At 56.5% G+C, this 16,070-nt stretch carries 13 protein-coding genes; 2 read left to right on the top strand and 11 right to left on the bottom strand.

Going from position 1 to position 16,070, the window contains the following annotated elements:
- Nucleotides 1–5 precede the first annotated feature (5 nt).
- From AB5Y83_RS19030 to AB5Y83_RS18995, 8 genes are all read right to left on the bottom strand, one after another.
- Complete coding sequence (locus AB5Y83_RS19030; RefSeq protein WP_005353134.1) at nucleotides 6–950, bottom strand: TerC family protein; 945 nt, start codon at nucleotides 948–950, stop codon at nucleotides 6–8.
- Between the two features lie 302 nt (nucleotides 951–1,252).
- Nucleotides 1,253–2,248: a murein tripeptide/oligopeptide ABC transporter ATP binding protein OppF gene (oppF, locus tag AB5Y83_RS19025; RefSeq protein ID WP_005337666.1), complete on the bottom strand. Its 996-nt coding sequence runs from the start codon at nucleotides 2,246–2,248 to the stop codon at nucleotides 1,253–1,255.
- The gene (locus tag AB5Y83_RS19020) at nucleotides 2,249–2,368 is read right to left on the bottom strand and encodes an oligopeptide transporter ATP-binding component (RefSeq protein WP_108541290.1); all 120 of its coding nucleotides are present in this window, start codon (nucleotides 2,366–2,368) and stop codon (nucleotides 2,249–2,251) included. It abuts the gene before it with no gap.
- Entirely contained in the window at nucleotides 2,365–3,351 is a 987-nt protein-coding gene (locus AB5Y83_RS19015; RefSeq protein ID WP_042056506.1) for an ABC transporter ATP-binding protein, read from the bottom strand. The genes AB5Y83_RS19020 and AB5Y83_RS19015 overlap by 4 nt, the downstream gene beginning before the upstream one ends.
- Nucleotides 3,352–3,405: 54 nt before the next feature.
- Nucleotides 3,406–4,317, bottom strand: coding sequence for an oligopeptide ABC transporter permease OppC (gene oppC, locus AB5Y83_RS19010; protein WP_005337670.1), 912 nt, complete (start codon nucleotides 4,315–4,317; stop codon nucleotides 3,406–3,408).
- 14 nt (nucleotides 4,318–4,331) lie between these two features.
- Nucleotides 4,332–5,252: an oligopeptide ABC transporter permease OppB gene (gene oppB, locus AB5Y83_RS19005; RefSeq protein WP_005337672.1), complete on the bottom strand. Its 921-nt coding sequence runs from the start codon at nucleotides 5,250–5,252 to the stop codon at nucleotides 4,332–4,334.
- 98 nt (nucleotides 5,253–5,350) lie between these two features.
- A complete protein-coding gene (locus AB5Y83_RS19000) occupies nucleotides 5,351–6,970 on the bottom strand; it encodes an ABC transporter substrate-binding protein (protein ID WP_120413955.1) in 1,620 nt (539 codons plus the stop codon).
- A gap of 279 nt (nucleotides 6,971–7,249) precedes the next feature.
- Nucleotides 7,250–7,885 carry a YchE family NAAT transporter gene (locus AB5Y83_RS18995; protein WP_005337678.1) on the bottom strand — a complete coding sequence of 212 codons (636 nt, stop codon included), beginning with the start codon at nucleotides 7,883–7,885 and terminating at the stop codon, nucleotides 7,250–7,252.
- An 840-nt stretch (nucleotides 7,886–8,725) separates the two neighbouring features.
- Between AB5Y83_RS18995 and adhE the strand changes: the two genes are divergently transcribed.
- Nucleotides 8,726–11,392, top strand: coding sequence for a bifunctional acetaldehyde-CoA/alcohol dehydrogenase (gene adhE / locus AB5Y83_RS18990; protein ID WP_019446648.1), 2,667 nt, complete (start codon nucleotides 8,726–8,728; stop codon nucleotides 11,390–11,392).
- Nucleotides 11,393–11,918: 526 nt separating this feature from the next.
- Here adhE and AB5Y83_RS18985 read toward each other — a convergent pair.
- The 3 genes from AB5Y83_RS18985 to AB5Y83_RS18975 all read right to left on the bottom strand — a co-directional run bounded on the left by AB5Y83_RS18985 (nucleotide 11,919) and on the right by AB5Y83_RS18975 (nucleotide 14,812).
- Nucleotides 11,919–12,659, bottom strand: a complete 741-nt coding sequence (locus AB5Y83_RS18985) for a YebC/PmpR family DNA-binding transcriptional regulator (protein WP_005337681.1) — start codon at nucleotides 12,657–12,659, stop codon at nucleotides 11,919–11,921.
- Between the two features lie 102 nt (nucleotides 12,660–12,761).
- A complete protein-coding gene (aspS, locus tag AB5Y83_RS18980) occupies nucleotides 12,762–14,528 on the bottom strand; it encodes an aspartate--tRNA ligase (RefSeq protein ID WP_005361614.1) in 1,767 nt (588 codons plus the stop codon).
- Nucleotides 14,529–14,560: 32 nt separating this feature from the next.
- Nucleotides 14,561–14,812: an FmdB family zinc ribbon protein gene (locus tag AB5Y83_RS18975; RefSeq protein WP_005337686.1), complete on the bottom strand. Its 252-nt coding sequence runs from the start codon at nucleotides 14,810–14,812 to the stop codon at nucleotides 14,561–14,563.
- Between the two features lie 162 nt (nucleotides 14,813–14,974).
- Here AB5Y83_RS18975 and AB5Y83_RS18970 point away from each other — a divergent pair, with 162 nt between their 5' ends.
- Nucleotides 14,975–15,823 (top strand): DUF72 domain-containing protein, encoded by an 849-nt coding sequence (locus AB5Y83_RS18970; RefSeq protein ID WP_021230618.1) that lies wholly within the window; start codon nucleotides 14,975–14,977, stop codon nucleotides 15,821–15,823.
- The last annotated feature ends 247 nt before the right edge of the window (nucleotides 15,824–16,070 follow it).

The following is a 16,070-nucleotide window of genomic DNA, read 5'->3' as shown; positions in this document are numbered from 1 at the left end:
CGCGCTCAAGCGGCCTTTTTACGGGTCACAAACAGACTCAGCCCCATGGATGCCAGCAGGATCAACGCAACGACACCAAGCGCAATGCCGGTCGGGATCTTGAAGATATCCAGCAGCAGCATCTTGACCCCGATAAACATCAGGATCAGCGCCAGACCGTATTTGAGCAGGGCGAAGCGATCAGCCACGCCGGCCAGCAGGAAGTACATGGCACGTAGACCCATGATGGCGAAGATGTTGGAGGTCAGCACGATGAAGGGATCCGTGGTCACCGCGAAGATGGCCGGGATACTGTCCACCGCGAAGATGAGGTCGCTCACCTCCACCAGCACCAGAATGAGCAGCAGCGGGGTGGCATAGCGCACACCGTCCCGCCAGACGAAGAACTTCTCCCCTTCCAGGGTCTCGGTCACCTTGAAGCGACGGCGCATCCAGCCCAGCAACGGGTTGTTGGCGAGATCAGGCTCCTTGTCGGCCGCCCACAGCATCTTGGCACCGGTCAGCAGCAGGAAAGCGCCGAACAGATAGAGGATCCAGTGGAACTGCTCGATAAGCCAGCTGCCCGCAAACACCATACCGGCCCGCATCACGATGGCACCCAGTACACCGTAGAGCAGCACCCGGCGCTGCAACTCGGCCGGAATGGCAAAGTAGCCGAACAGCATCAGCCAGACGAAGACGTTGTCTACTGCCAGCGCTTTCTCGATGAGGTAGCCGGTGAGGAACTCCAGCCCTTTCTGGTTGGCAATCTCACGGCCCGCGCTGTGATCGAGCCAAAGCCAGATGGCCAGGTTGAAGAGCAGGGCAACACTGATCCAGATAAGAGACCAGACACCCGCCTCTTTGAGGGACACCTTGTGTGACTTGCCGCCACCGACAAAGCGTATGTCTATCCATAACAGAACCAGCACTATGCTGAAGAAACCGGTCCACATCCACCATTCACCCATTTTCACTTCTCCCAAAAACGACAAAACCCACGACCGAGAGGCGTGGGTTTGCGTTTGGAGCAGATACACCTTGCCTCTCGGCAAGGTCTCACTTACAGCTGATTTGCATCAACTGCCCGGCTGCCGGGTGCACTGCAGGAAATGGGTGCACCGTAATGACGACAAACCGGCGAGAAGTTACTCCCCTTGTTGCGCGGATAGTAGCAGCGGTAAAAGATAACGCCAAGAGGCATCTTCACTGCCGTCAAAAATAAATCGGGGCCCCATCAAGGAGCCCCGCAAGCAGGTTCAACACATCCCCATCAGAGCGGGTCGACCTTGAGGCAGGAGACCGCGTGATCGAAGTTCCCCTCCAGTACTGGGCGGGTCTTGGCACACTCGGGGCCAGCCACCGGGCAGCGGGTGCGGAACACGCAACCGGACGGCGGATTCATCGGCGATGGCAAGTCCCCCTCCAGGATCTGGATCACCTTGTTGCGCTCCAGCTCAGGATCCGGGATTGGCACCGCAGACATCAGCGCCTTGGTGTAGGGGTGCAGCGGATTGGCAAAGATCTCCTTGCGGGTCCCCAGCTCGACGGCGTTGCCCAGATACATCACCAGCACCCGATCGGAGATATGCTTGACCACCGACAGGTCGTGGGCGATGAAGATAAGCGACAGCCCCATCTCCTTTTGCAGGGATTTGAGCAGGTTGACCACCTGCGCCTGAATGGATACGTCAAGCGCCGAGACCGGCTCGTCGCAGATGATCATCTTGGGCTCGAGGATCAGCGCCCGGGCAATCCCGATCCGCTGGCACTGGCCACCGGAGAACTCGTGGGGATAGCGGTTGACCAGGTTGGGCAACAACCCCACCTTGCTCATCATGGCGCGCACCTTCTCCTTCACCTCTTCCCGCGGCAGGTTGGGATAGAAGGTGATGAGCGGCTCGGCGATGATGTCGCCAATGGTCATGCGCGGGTTCAGAGAAGCCAGCGGGTCCTGGAAGATCATCTGGATCTCTTTACGCTTCTCGCGCAGGGCATTCTGATCGAGCTTGGTGAGATCGTCACCCAGCCACACCACCTTGCCATCGGTGGCCGGAACCAGACCGATGATGGCGCGGGCAAAGGTCGATTTGCCGCAGCCGGACTCCCCCACCACACCGAGGGTTTCACCCTCATAGAGACGCAAGGTCACGCCATCGACCGCCTTGAGATCGGACGGTTTGGCCCAAGGCCACGCCTTGCCACTCTTGATACTGAAGTGGACCTTGAGGTCAGACACTTCCAACAGCAATTTTTTGTCGGCACCCATTTAGTTGGCCCCCTTGTTCATGGCATCCGAAACCCAGTGCCAGTGGCAAAACCGCTCCCGACCGTCGTTGAACGGCTTCAGAGGCATGGATGATTGCTGGCCGCAGTTAACAGCATTCATACGCTTACCTCCTTGGCGTTGATGGCATCAGATATCCAGTGACAAGCACGCTCCCGACCGTCGTTGAACGGGGTCAGGATCGGTGACTGCTGGCCGCAAATCTCGCTCACACGGTGGCAACGCTCCTGGAAGGGGCAGCCGGTGGGCAGACGCAGCAGGTTGGGCGGATTGCCCGGGATGGTGGGCAGCACTTCCCCTTCGGTATCGAGACGGGGAATGGCGCGCAGCAAGCCTTCGGTGTAGGGGTGGCTCGGACGATAGAAGATATCGTCTACCTTGCCGTACTCCATGGTACGACCGGCATACATCACCAGCACCTTGTTGCAGATACCGGCGACCACGCCAAGGTCATGGGTGATCATGATGATGGCGGTGTTGAACTCGCGCTTGAGCTCGTTCATCAGAGTCATGATCTGGGCCTGTACGGTCACGTCGAGTGCGGTAGTCGGTTCGTCAGCGATCAGCAGTTGCGGCCGGCAGAGCAGCGCCATGGCGATCATCACCCGCTGGCGCATGCCGCCGGAAAACTCGTGGGGATACATGCCCATCCGCTTGCGTGCTTCGGGGATCTTCACCGCATCAAGCATCCGTACCGACTCTTCGAACGCTTCCGCCTTGCTCACCCCTTTGTGCAGCATCAGCACTTCCATCAGCTGATCCTGCACCTTCATGTAGGGGTTGAGCGAGGTCATGGGGTCCTGGAAGATCATGGCGATCTTCTCGGAGCGGATCTTGTTGAGCTTGGACTCCGGCAGGTTGAGGATCTCCTCACCCTGAAACTTGGCGGAACCGGTAATAATGCCGTTTTTGGCCAACAGCCCCATGATGGCAAAGGCCGTCTGGGATTTGCCGGAGCCGGACTCGCCGACGATCCCCAGGGTTTCACCCGCAGAGAGAGAAAAATTGAGGTCGTTGACCGCCACCACATTGCCGTCCGGGGTCTTGAACTCGACCCGCAGATCTTTCACATCCAGTAACTTCATATAAAAACTCCTTATCGATCTTTCGTGATGCTTTCCTGTCGATCCGATGCTCGATTAACGATCTTTCGGATCGAGGGCGTCACGCAGACCATCCCCGAGGAAGTTGAAGCAAAACAGAGTCACCACCATAAAGCAGGCGGGGAACAGCAGTTGCCAGATGGCCACTTCCATCGACTTGGAGCCTTCATCCAGCAGGGCACCCCAGCTGGTCATCGGTTCCTGAACCCCAAGGCCCAGGAAACTCAGGAAGGATTCAAACATGATCATCCCCGGCACCAGCAAGGTGGCGTAGACGGCCACGATACCGAGTACGTTCGGTACGATGTGACGGGTGATGATCTTCCACTTGGAGACGCCACAGACGTGGGCCGCCTCGATAAACTCCTTGCTCTTGAGGCTGAGAGTCTGGCCGCGCACGATCCGCGCCATGTCGAGCCAGCTCACCGCCCCGATGGCGATAAAGATGAGTGCCAGATTGCGGCCAAAGAAGGTGACCAGCATGATGACAAAGAACATGAAGGGGAAGGCGTTGAGGATCTCCAGTACCCGCATCATCAGGCTGTCGACCCGCCCGCCGATAAAGCCGGAGGCCGCGCCATACAAAGTACCGATGATGACCGCCACCATCGCGCCCATGATGCCGACCATCAGGGAGATGCGACCGCCCAAGAGGGTGCGCACGAACAGATCGCGCCCCAGACTGTCGGTTCCGAAGTAGTGACCCGCTTCCATATCCGGCGGCGACTGCATGGCGCCCCAGTCCGGATCGTCAAAGGTGTATTGGGACAAATGGGGGCCAAAGATGACCGCCAGACCGATGATGGTCAGAATGATCAGGCTGGTCAGGGCCGCCTTGTTGCGCAGGAAACGGCGACGGGCATCCTTCCACAGGGAGCGCCCCTCCACCACTTCCACTTTTTGCGCGAACGCCTCAACGGCATCGCGTTTTTCAGTTGAAACAACCATGATGAACTCCCGAATTAGTAACGGATCTTGGGATCGATAAAGGCGTAGAGAATATCGACCACAGCGTTAAAGGTGATGGTGAGGGCGCCGACCAGAATGGTCAGACCGAGCACCATGGAGTAATCACGGTTAAGGGCACCGTTGACGAACAGCTGACCGATCCCCGGCAGGCCGAAGATGGTCTCGATCACCACGGAACCTGTGATGATGCCGACAAAGGCCGGGCCCAGATAGGAGACCACCGGCAGCATGGCCGGACGTAGCGCGTGTTTCAGGATGATGTGGCGCAGCGGCAACCCCTTGGCACGGGCGGTACGGATGAAGTTGGAGTTCATGGTCTCGATCATACTGCCCCGCATGATCCGCGAGATGGCTGAGATGTAGTACATCATCATGCCGAACACCGGCAGCACCATAAACTGGATGCCACCCCCCTGCCATCCACCGGCAGGGAACCAGCCAAGATGAATACTGAAGAACAGCACCAGCAAGGGCGCCAGCACAAAGCCCGGGATCACCACCCCGGCCATGGCCGACGACATCAGCAGATAATCGATGATGGTGTTCTGTTTCAGTGCCGCTATGGTGCCGAAGGTGACCCCCAGCAGCACGGCGAAGAAGAAGGCCGTTGTCCCGATCTTGGCGGAAACAGGCAGCGCCTGACTCACCAGATCATTGACGGTGAAATCCTTGTATTTGAAAGAGGGGCCTAAATCACCCTGCACCAGGTTGCCCAGGTAAGTGAGATATTGCATGCCAATGGGTTTGTCGAGACCATATTTGGCCTCGATATTGGCGATGACTTCGGGGGGCAGTGAACGCTCGCTGGTAAAGGGGTTACCCGGGGCGAAACGCATCATGAAGAAAGAGACAGTGATCAAGACCAGCAGAGTCGGGATCGCTTCCAATAGCCGTTTAAAAATGAATTTCAACATAGACATTTCCTGTCCTGTACTGCTTCCAAATGGTCGCGGTTGTAATAAAGGCCCGCCGTCCGGCGGGCCCTGCTTGTTATGCGACTTGTTGCTTTAAATCAGTGAGCAATGATGTACATATCTTTGCTGTAGAGGTTATCCAGCGGGTTGGCCGGATAGCCACCCACATAGGATTTCACCATGCGCGGAGTAACGTATTGATAGATAGGGGCGATCGGCATGTCCTTGGCAAGGATGGCCTCAGCCTGGGCATATATCTTGTTGCGGGCCACATCGTCAACCTGATCGCGAGACTCATCCATCAGCTTGTCATACTCCGGATTGGAGTACTTGCCGTCGTTGGTGCCGTGGGTGGTCTGCATCAGATCCAGCATGGAGGAGGCTTCGTTGTAGTCAGCGTTCCAGCCGGCACGAGCTACTTCAAACTGCCCCTGTTTCTTGGTTTCCAGGTAAGTTTTCCACTCCTGGTTGACCAGGCTCACCTGCACACCCAGCTTCTTCCACATGGAGGCCACGGCCACGGCCACTTTCTTGTGGTTGTCGTCGGTGTTGTAGAGCAGTTCGAGCTTGAGCGGCTTGCTGGCATCGAAACCGGCTTCTTTCAACATGGCTTTCGCTTTGGTATCACGCTCGGCCTGGGTCATCTTCGACCAATCGGCGACCACTGGCTTGAAACCATCCACATAGTCTGGGGTCAGACCGTAAGCCGGAGTCTGGCCCTGACCCATTACCTTGTCGGCGATCACATCACGATCGATGGCGTAGGAGAGCGCAGTACGGACACGCACATCGTCAAACGGTTTGTGCTTGAAGTTGAATTGGTAATAGTAAGTGGACACCAAGCCGGTCACCTTCAGCTCATTCGGGTAATCCTTCTTGAGCTGCTTGAAACGTTCGATAGGAGTGGTGTAAGTCAGATCCACCTCACCCGCCAGATAGCGGCTCAGATCGGCGTTGGTAGACTGGATCGGCAAATAGACCACTGTATTGATCACTGTCTTGCCGTCGTCCCAGTAATTCTTGTTGCGCTCAAGCTCTATCCGCTCGTTGACCACCCATTTCTTCAGCACATAGGCACCATTGGATACCATGTTCTCCGGCTGGGTCCACTTGTCACCAAACTGCTCGACTACCTTTTTCGGTACCGGATAGGTGGTGGTGTGGGAGAGCATGCTGACGAAGTAAGGGATGGCTTTCTCAAGCTGCACTTCGAAGGTGTAGTCGTCGGTCGCCTTCACACCCAGCGTATCAGCGGGTTTCTTGCCAGCGATAATATCGGTGGCGTTGGCGATAGTCGGCATCTCCAGATACCAGGAATAAGGAGAGGCTGTCTTCGGATCAACGGCACGCTGGAAAGCAAAAACGAAATCGTGGGCAGTGACCGGGTCACCGTTGGACCACTTGGCATCTTTGCGCAGATGGAAGACGTAGTGCTTGTTATCCTTGGTTTCCCAGGATTCTGCTACGCCAGGCAGTACTTCACCTTTGGGACCAGAAAGTACCAGACCCTCGAACAGGTCACGAAGAATATTGGATTCGACCGTTCCTTCGGTCTTGTGCGGGTCAAGGGTCGCAGGCTCGGAGCCGTTGCCTTTTACCAGTTGCTGGACTTCAGCCAGCTTGGTTCCCGCCGGGACATCGGCAGCCTGAGCCACATTGACGCCACCAAACAGTGCAGCCACCAGCAATGTGTTAATCATTGTTTTTTTATGAGTCATTTCCCTACTCCAACAAGAACATTCCATGCGTTTTTTAAAGTGACGGGGTTAAAACCCGCTCCCAGCATAATTCCCTGCCAATTCCGATAATGCAACAGATATTGTCAGGGTAATCGTCATTTTCTGGTCAAAAAATCAGCTAGCACGCGCTTTTTCAGTATTAAAACACCAACAAAACGCTCATTTTTCACACAAACGACCGATTCTAGAAAAGACCGGGCAAAAAGCAACCAATAAAAAGCCGGTCACGAGGACCGGCTTTCATAAAGCGGAGCTGGCTCACATCAGACTGGGGAAAACCCCCTTGATACCGGCCACCATGATCTCGATACCGAGCGACATCATGATAAGACCCATGATACGGGTCACCACGTTGATGCCGGTGTTGCCCATGATCTTGAACAGCAGCGGCGCGGCGCGAAAGATGAGCCAGGAGCAGAAGGAGAAGACAACGACAACCACTGACATGCCGAGCAGCTGCTGCCAGTGACTCTGGCTGGCGTAGACAATCACCGAGGAGATGGCACCGGGGCCTGCCATCAGCGGCAGCGCCAACGGCACCACGGCGATAGACTCGCGCACCGCCAGTTCACCCTTCTCCTGTTTGTTGTGCTTCACTTCGCCCAGCTTGCCCTGCAGCATCGACCAGGCAATCAGGGTAATCAGCGACCCACCGGCGATCCGGAACGATGCCAGCGAGATGCCAAAGCCATCGAGGATCAGCTGCCCCATATACATGGAGACCAGCAGGATCACCATCACCGCGATATTGGCGGTGGTATTGGTTTTCATCCGCTCGGCCTGGGTATGGTGGCTGGTCAGGCTGACAAACACCGGCAACAAACCAAGCGGGTTGATAATTGCGAACAAACCGACAAAAAACTTCAGATACAACGAGACGTCAATTGCTGCCATAGGCGCCTTCCAATAGAGTTTCGGGCCCAGCGGGCCAGTCCATTAATTTCGTGCGTAAATTTACATCATAGCCAGAGCGGGCACCAATCAAATAATCTCACCATTTTGAGGGTTTTTTAGTTAGTTCATCTAATGCATCCGCGCTAATTGGCATAAATCGATGCCAAAAGCCCTTTCTACCGCCCGACACGCGTCAGAAAAGTGAGCGCAAACCTGTTTAATCATGACCAGAGAGTCCGACGATGACTGACCGAATGACCTAGCGACTCGAGAGAATCCAGGCTTTGCCTTCCCACTATTTCAGGCCAGATATCACGTCATTGACTCGGCAAAAGAGCCACAATGCAAAAACCGGGAAAGCGGGCAGAAATGGCGTCCTCGGGGAATAAAGCGGATTAGTCATGGATTAAAACAACAATCATTTTCGCAACAAACGCTGGAATTAAGTGCGTTTGTCGGTGATTTTGAAACCAATTCACTCATATTTGCTAACCTATACCGCCAAAATAGCTCTGCAATCCTATGTTTAATTGCAATTAACCACTTGATAAATGTGGTTTATTACCTTGCATTAACAAGTCTCTCACCTTTCCCTTTGATGCACATTCCGATAACATCAGTCAAACAAGGATTGTGAAATAAAATTTCTTTTGTTCTTTTGTTACACATGATCCAGATCAAGTTTTTCTGAGTCAGCCCCGCTCTATAATCGACTCAGAAAGCGATTTAGTAAGGCATGTGAAAAAGCTGTTGCAATGATACCGTCTTGACAGGGCGACTATAATTGCCGGGCATTGCCAACGTCTTACTAAACAGTTTTCAAATAATCAGGAGATAAACATGGCAGTAACCAATTTGGCTGAACTGGATGCACTGGTCGCCCGCGTTAAGGAAGCCCAGCGTGAATTCGCCAGCTTCTCTCAAGAGCAGGTAGACAAGATCTTCCGTGCCGCCGCCCTGGCCGCCAACAACGCCCGTATCCCCCTGGCCCAGATGGCCGTGGAAGAATCCGGTATGGGTATCATCGAAGACAAGGTTATCAAGAACCACTTCGCCTCCGAATACATCTACAACAAGTACAAAGACGAGAAGACCTGCGGCATTCTGAGCGAAGATGATCAGATGGGTACCATCACCATCGCCGAGCCGGTAGGTATCATCTGTGGTATCGTTCCGACCACCAACCCGACCTCTACTGCGATCTTCAAATCCATGATCGCACTCAAGACCCGCAACGCCATCATCTTCTCCCCGCACCCCCGTGCCAAGAACTCCACCAATACCGCTGCCAAACTGGTACTGGATGCAGCTGTTGCAGCTGGTGCACCGAAAGACATCATCGGCTGGATCGACCAACCGTCTGTTGAGCTCTCCAACGCCCTGATGAAGCACGAAGACATCAACCTGATCCTGGCTACCGGTGGCCCGGGCATGGTGAAAGCAGCCTACTCCTCCGGTAAGCCTGCAATCGGTGTGGGTGCCGGTAACGTACCTATCGTTATCGACGAAACCGCCGACGTGAAGCGTGCCGTTGCCTCCATCCTGATGTCCAAGACTTTCGATAATGGCGTGGTCTGCGCTTCCGAGCAGGCAGTCATCGTTGTTGATGCCATCTACGACCAGGTTAAAGAGCGCTTTGCATCCCACAAGGGCCACGTGCTCTCCAAAGAAGATGCTGACAAGGTACGTAAAGTCATCCTAATCAACGGTGCCCTGAACGCCAACATCGTTGGCCAGCCAGCCACCAAGATTGCCGAGATGGCAGGCGTGACTGTACCGGCTGATACCAAGATCCTGATTGGTGAAGGCGTCAAGCTGTGTGCAGAAGATGAGTTTGCTCACGAGAAATTGTCCCCGCTGCTCGGTATGTTCCGTGCTAGCAGCTTCGAAAACGCCGTTGATATGGCCTGTGACATGGTCAACATCGGTGGTATCGGCCACACCTCCGGTCTGTACACCGACCAGGACCGCAACGCTGACCGCATCAAGTACTTCGGCGACAAGATGAAGACCGCGCGTATCCTGATCAACACTCCGTCTACCCAAGGCGGTATCGGTGACCTGTACAACTTCGCAATGGCTCCGTCCCTGACCCTGGGTTGCGGCTCCTGGAGCGGTAACTCCATCTCCGAAAACGTGGGTCCGAAGCACCTGATCAACAAGAAGACAGTCGCAAAACGGGCAGAAAACATGCTGTGGCACAAACTTCCGAAATCCATCTACTTCCGTCGTGGTTCCCTGCCGATCGCTCTGAGCGACCTGGAAGGTAAAAAGCGTGCCATGGTCGTGACCGACCGCTTCCTGTTCAACAACGGCTACGCCGATGAACTGGTCAGCTTGCTGAAAGCACAGAATATGGAAGTGGAAGTGTTCTACGAAGTAGAAGCTGACCCGACCCTGGCTGTGGTTCGCAAGGGTGCCGAGATGGCCAACTCCTTCAAACCGGACGTTATCCTGGCGCTGGGCGGTGGTTCACCGATGGATGCTGCCAAGATCATGTGGGTGATGTACGAGCACCCGAACACTGCGTTCGAAGATCTGGCCATGCGCTTCATGGACATCCGCAAGCGTATCTACAAGTTCCCGAAAATGGGCGTGAAGGCCGAACTGGTCTGTATCACCACCACTTCCGGTACCGGCTCTGAAGTCACTCCGTTTGCGGTAGTAACCGATGAAGTGTCTGGTCAGAAGTATCCGCTGGCTGACTACGAGCTGACCCCGAACATGGCCATCGTTGATGCCAACCTGGTCATGGGTATGCCGAAGTCCCTGTGTGCCTTCGGTGGTATCGATGCCGTGACTCACGCCATGGAAGCCTATGTTTCCGTACTGGCTAACGAGTACTCCGACGGCCAGGCGCTGCAAGCCCTGAAAATGCTGAAAGAGTACCTGCCGTCCAGCTACCAGAACGGTGCCAACGACCCGATCGCTCGTGAGAAGGTGCACAATGCTGCCACCATCGCCGGTATCGCGTTCGCCAACGCCTTCCTGGGTGTGTGCCACTCCATGGCTCACAAACTGGGTGCCGAGTTCCACATTCCGCACGGTCTGGCTAACGCCCTGCTGATCAGCAACGTCATCCGCTACAACGCGAACGACAACCCGACCAAGCAGACTGCGTTCTCCCAGTACGACCGTCCGCAGGCTCGTCGTCGTTACGCCGAAGTCGCTGACCACCTGGGTCTGACTGCTGCCGGTGACCGCACCGCCGCCAAGATCGAGAAGCTGCTGACCTGGCTGGACGAGCTGAAGGCTACCCTGGGTATCCCGGCCTCTATCCGCGAAGCTGGCGTGACTGAAGCTGACTTCCTGGCCAAGGTTGACCAGCTGGCGATCGAAGCTTTCGATGACCAGTGCACCGGTGCCAACCCGCGCTACCCGCTGATCAGCGAGCTGAAGCAGGTTCTGCTGGACTCCTACTACGGTCGTCCGTTCACCGAAGCCGCTCCGGTAACTGCTGCCCCGGTTGAAGCCAAGGTTGAAGGCAAGAAGAAATCCAAGGCCTGATAACCGGTCCTGAGATAACAAGCCCGCGCACTGCGCGGGCTTTTTTTATCTGCCACTTGCCACTAATCACAGCCATCATCTCCCTGCCGATTGCGCTAGTGCAGCCCCTAACTTCCCAACCAACTCGCCCCAGCCAATCCGTTATCGGCAGCCCAACCTGTGACTCAGCATTGATGCCCTCGGTGATAACAAGAGCACGCTCCATCACCTCCTATCCCCTACCCGCAACGAATTACCCTGACGGGCAGATGTGAGCAGTCAACGCCATCTCAAGAGCTATGGGTGTGATAAACAGGATAAGCGGAGCCTCGCTAACACAACGCAGCAGAACTGCCGACTGGCATACGTGCAGGGCCAACCTACTGGCAGGGACAGATTAATGATAATTCGCGGAGAAAGCGGGAAAGATTGTAAGTGAAGAGAGTTGTAGCACCGGTTGCGCAACCGACACATCAGCAGTTGCCACGATGCAAAGATAAAAAAATGGCAGCCATCAGGCTGCCATCGGGAGAGCACAATTCAGCGATCAGAGGGTCGCAGCGACTTCATCGGAGATTGAGCCGTTGTGGTAAACCTCTTGCACGTCGTCCAGATCTTCCAGCATGTCGATCAGACGCATCAGCTTGGGTGCAGTTTCTGCATCCAGCTCCGCTTCGGTGGAGGGGATCATGGTCACTTCGGCGCTCTGGGCCTTGAAGCCGGCAGCTTCCAGACCATCCAGCACGGTACCGAAGTCGTTCGGGGTGGTGTACACCTCGATGGTGCCATCCTCTTCGGTGACCACGTCATCGGCGCCCGCTTCCAGCGCGGCATCCATCAGGGCATCTTCGTCTACGCCCACGAAGGTCAGCAGACCTTTCTTGCTGAACAGATAGGCGACGGAGCCGTCGGTACCCAGGTTGCCACCGCACTTACTGAAGGCGTGGCGCACTTCGGCAACAGTACGGTTACGGTTATCGGTCAGGCACTCTACCATCACCGCAGAGCCAGCCGGGCCGTAACCTTCGTACACGATGGTCTCGAGCTGTTCGCCATCGCCACCACCGGCGCCACGCTGAATGGCACGGTTGATGGTGTCGCGGGTCATGTTGTTGGTCAGGGCGGCAGTCACCGCAGCACGCAGACGCGGGTTGTTGGCCGGATCGGCATCACCCAGACGCGCGGAGGTAGTGATTTCGCGGATCAGCTTGGTGAAGATCTTGCCACGCTTGGCGTCCTGAGCGGCCTTGCGGTGTTTGATGTTGGCCCATTTACTGTGACCTGCCATAGAGACTCTCCGTTATTTTTTAAATGTCAGTAACACTGATCATGACTAACCCAAGGGAAACACAGAGGCCGCACGGCGGCGGCCTCCGGTGCCGGTATCGGCTTACTCGTCGCCCTTGACGGTGGTTGCAATCGCCAGCTCACCCAGTTGGGCTGCGTTGGCAAGGCTGGGGGCGTCTGTCATCAGACAGGCGGCCGCGGTCGTTTTCGGGAAGGCGATGACGTCCCGAATGTTTTCGGTGCCGGTCAGCAGCATGCTGAGACGGTCCAGACCGAAGGCCAGACCGGCGTGCGGCGGGGTACCGTACTTCAGGGCATCCAGCAGGAAGCCAAACTTCAGACGCTGCTCGGCCGGGGTGATACCCAGGATGTCGAACACGGTGGACTGCATCTCGCTGTTGTGGATACGGACAGAGCCGCCACCCACTTCGTAGCCGTTGATCACCATGTCGTAGGCGTTGGCGTAAGCACCCACCGGGTTGGCTTTCAGCTCGGCCGGGCTCATGTTGCTTGGCGCGGTGAACGGGTGGTGCATGGCGGCCAGACCACCTTCACCATCTTCCTCGAACATCGGGAAGTCGATGACCCACAGCGGTTTCCAGCTGTTCTCCAGCAGGCCCAGATCGCGACCCACTTTCAGACGAAGGGCGCCCATGGCATCGCAGACCACTTTCTTGCTGTCAGCGCCAAAGAAGATGATGTCGCCGTCGGCAGCGCCAGTACGAGCCAGGATCTCGCGCACGATGGCGTCAGAGAGGAACTTGGCAACCGGAGACTGCACGCCTTCGATACCATTGGCCGCTTCGTTGACCTTCATCCAGGCCAGGCCCTTGGCACCGTAGATGCCGACAAACTTGGTGTATTCGTCGATCTGCTTGCGAGAGAGCTCGGCACCGCCCGGGACTTTCAGGGCAGCCACACGGCCTTTAGGATCGTTGGCGGGGCCCGCGAACACGGCGAACTCGACAGCAGTCAGCAGATCAGCCACATCAACCAGCTCCATTGGCAGACGCAGGTCCGGCTTGTCGGAGCCGTAGCGACGCATGGCTTCGTCGAAGGTCATGATCGGGAAGTCGCCCAGATCCACGTTCAGGATGTGCAGCCACAGTTTGCGGATCATCTCTTCCATCACTTCACGCACTTGCGGCGCAGTCATGAAGGAGGTCTCCACGTCGATCTGGGTGAATTCTGGCTGGCGGTCGGCACGCAGGTCTTCGTCACGGAAGCACTTGACGATCTGGTAGTAGCGATCGAAGCCGGACATCATCAGCAACTGCTTGAACAGCTGGGGTGATTGCGGCAGAGCGTAGAACTTGCCCTTGTGCACGCGGCTCGGCACCAGATAGTCACGGGCACCTTCCGGGGTGGCCTTGGTCAGCATCGGGGTCTCGATATCGAGGAAGCCGTGCTCGTCCATGAAGCGGCGTACGAAGGCGCTGGCCTTGGCACGGGTCTTCAGGTACTTGGCCATCTCGGGACGACGCAGATCCAGGTAGCGATACTTGAGGCTGATCTCTTCGCTGTTGACCTGATTGAAGTCCAGCGGCAGCGGCTCGGCACGGTTGATGATGTTGAGTTCGTGGGCGAACACTTCGATGGCGCCAGTGGCCATGTCGCTGTTGCGCTGGGACTCGGGACGGGTGCGCACCACGCCGGTCACCTGGATGCAGAACTCGCCGCGCAGCTCGGAGGCCAGGGCGAACGCCTCCGGCTTGTCCGGATCGAAGAACACCTGAACGATCCCTTCCCGGTCGCGCATATCGATAAAGATCAGACCGCCGAGATCACGACGACGATGAACCCAACCGCACAATGTAATGGTCTGCCCTGCATGGGCCTCATTGACCTGTCCGCAATAGATAGAGCGCATGGACTTCTTCCTTCGAAATTGTAGAGAGACGGTTAACCTTGGGCCGCCGGGCACGACTGGCAAGCACCGTCTGTCTCACAGCTGGCCAGATTCTTTTTCTTACCCGGTTTGAAATCAGTCTCGTACCATCCGGTTCCCTTGAGCCGGAAGCCTGCCGCCGATATCAGCTTGACCAGATTCGGCTTGCTACAGGCCGGACAGTCGGTCAGGGGGGCATCGGAAAGCTTTTGCAGTTTTGCCAATTCATGGCCACAGACGTCGCAACGATATTCGTAGATAGGCATGGGTCACAAGAAATTGAAAAACAAAAGGGCTGGCATTATAGAGGAAAACCCCCTTTTGGGTAAAATGGCCAGCAGCCTCCTTTCGCCAGTTTTTTGCACTCGATGGCAAAAAGCGGGCAAAAAATCGGCACGAATGCACCAAGAGCGAAGAGAATAGCCATCATGAGCCTCTATTTGGGCCTGCCGCAGTGGTCCCACCCCAGCTGGCCCGGCCAGTTGCTGGGCCTTGGCGCCAAGCCTGCCGAACACCTCGCCCACTACGCGACCGTCTTCAACTCGGTGGAGGGTAACACCACCTTCTACGCCCTGCCGACACAGGACACGGTACAGCGCTGGGCCGATGCGGTGCCTAATCACTTTCGTTTCAACTTCAAGTTTCCGCAAACCATCAGCCACCAAAGCGATCTGGTGAGCGCAGACAAGCAAGTCGCCGACTTTATTCGTCTGCTCGCGCCACTACACGACAAGCTGGGGCTGCTCACTCTGCAGTTGCCCGCCCGTTTCGGGCCACAGGGGCTGGCCAGACTGGCGGCCTTCATCGATCGGCTGCCGCGGGAGTTTCGCTACGCCCTCGAAGTGCGTCACCCCGACTTCTTCGCCAAGGGGGAGGCCGAGCGGGCATTGAACCGGCTGCTGATGGAACAGGGAGTGAACCGGGTGATGCTCGACAGCCGGCCACTCTTCTCGGTGCCAGCAACCACGCCAGCCCTTGTCGATGCCCAGGGCAAGAAGCCACGCCTACCGGTACATCTACTGGCCACCGCCAACGCTCCTATGGTGCGCTTTATCGGCCTGCCGGATCCGGCGGCCAATCACCCCTTCCTGCCCAGCTGGCTCCCCCACTGGCGCCAGTGGCTCGCGGAGGGGAAAGACCTCTACCTCTATATACATACTGCCGACAACGCCCAGGCACCTGAGCTGGCCCGTCAGATCACCCGCTTGCTGGAGCAGGAGATGGCCCCCTGGCCGGGGGAAAACGATCGCGCACGGCAGGGAGTGCTGCGCTTTTAGCCAACCCATTCTGCGGCCATCGTTTCGCTGCAAAAAAAGTGCTTTTTTGTGGCGTGGCAAGCCCTGGCGTCAAGACAAACGGCCATCAATCCTCTACACTACCGCCCCAAGTAAGGGTCCGGAACATGGCCCGTACGAACAGGACAGGTCCAAAGGATTTCACGACCAGCCACCCCGTTCGTAAACAGGTGATAAATCTACTCTGATGGGTGTCACCCAACGACTCAATTGAACAATACAGCCGGGT

Origin of the sequence: Aeromonas sp. R5-4, assembly GCF_040908215.1 — a bacterium.
GTDB lineage: Bacteria > Pseudomonadota > Gammaproteobacteria > Enterobacterales > Aeromonadaceae > Aeromonas > Aeromonas veronii.
This window is presented reverse-complemented; position numbering and strand designations above follow the sequence as displayed.

Bases quoted from the DNA above. Each gene is read 5' to 3' on its own strand.
- AB5Y83_RS19030 (WP_005353134.1), bottom strand. From the start codon at position 950: ATGGGTGAATGGTGGATGTGGACCGGTTTCTTCAGCATAGTGCTGGTT.
- oppF (WP_005337666.1), bottom strand. From the start codon at position 2,248: ATGGGTGCCGACAAAAAATTGCTGTTGGAAGTGTCTGACCTCAAGGTC.
- AB5Y83_RS19020 (WP_108541290.1), bottom strand. From the start codon at position 2,368: ATGAATGCTGTTAACTGCGGCCAGCAATCATCCATGCCTCTGAAGCCG.
- AB5Y83_RS19015 (WP_042056506.1), bottom strand. From the start codon at position 3,351: ATGAAGTTACTGGATGTGAAAGATCTGCGGGTCGAGTTCAAGACCCCG.
- oppC (WP_005337670.1), bottom strand. From the start codon at position 4,317: ATGGTTGTTTCAACTGAAAAACGCGATGCCGTTGAGGCGTTCGCGCAA.
- oppB (WP_005337672.1), bottom strand. From the start codon at position 5,252: ATGTTGAAATTCATTTTTAAACGGCTATTGGAAGCGATCCCGACTCTG.
- AB5Y83_RS19000 (WP_120413955.1), bottom strand. From the start codon at position 6,970: ATGACTCATAAAAAAACAATGATTAACACATTGCTGGTGGCTGCACTG.
- AB5Y83_RS18995 (WP_005337678.1), bottom strand. From the start codon at position 7,885: ATGGCAGCAATTGACGTCTCGTTGTATCTGAAGTTTTTTGTCGGTTTG.
- adhE (WP_019446648.1), top strand. From the start codon at position 8,726: ATGGCAGTAACCAATTTGGCTGAACTGGATGCACTGGTCGCCCGCGTT.
- AB5Y83_RS18985 (WP_005337681.1), bottom strand. From the start codon at position 12,659: ATGGCAGGTCACAGTAAATGGGCCAACATCAAACACCGCAAGGCCGCT.
- aspS (WP_005361614.1), bottom strand. From the start codon at position 14,528: ATGCGCTCTATCTATTGCGGACAGGTCAATGAGGCCCATGCAGGGCAG.
- AB5Y83_RS18975 (WP_005337686.1), bottom strand. From the start codon at position 14,812: ATGCCTATCTACGAATATCGTTGCGACGTCTGTGGCCATGAATTGGCA.
- AB5Y83_RS18970 (WP_021230618.1), top strand. From the start codon at position 14,975: ATGAGCCTCTATTTGGGCCTGCCGCAGTGGTCCCACCCCAGCTGGCCC.